The organism is Variovorax sp. WDL1 (assembly GCF_001541225.1).
Classification (GTDB): domain Bacteria; phylum Pseudomonadota; class Gammaproteobacteria; order Burkholderiales; family Burkholderiaceae_C; genus Variovorax.
The window spans coordinates 1-262 of sequence record NZ_LMTS01000313.1 but is presented as its reverse complement, the minus strand read 5'-3'; positions in this window follow the sequence as shown (position 1 = coordinate 262).

Below are 262 nucleotides of genomic sequence, written 5' to 3'. Positions count from 1 at the left end.
GGGGGAGCCAATGACAAGCAGGGTTTACGAGTGGCTCGACAGACCCAGGCAGGAGACAAGACCATGCCCCGATTGTTTGAATATCAAGACCTCTGGCGAGCCTTTGCTGGGCGGGCGAGGGTGCGGAGAATGGGTATGAGGGATGAGGGGATGACGGGATGAGCGCATCTTGGCTTGCTGTCTTGCTTCCTGTTCCTCTTTTTCCTTCTCCGGGGGGGAGGCGGGGTGGGGGTGCTTTGGGTTCTGTTTTTGCGGTGCGCTT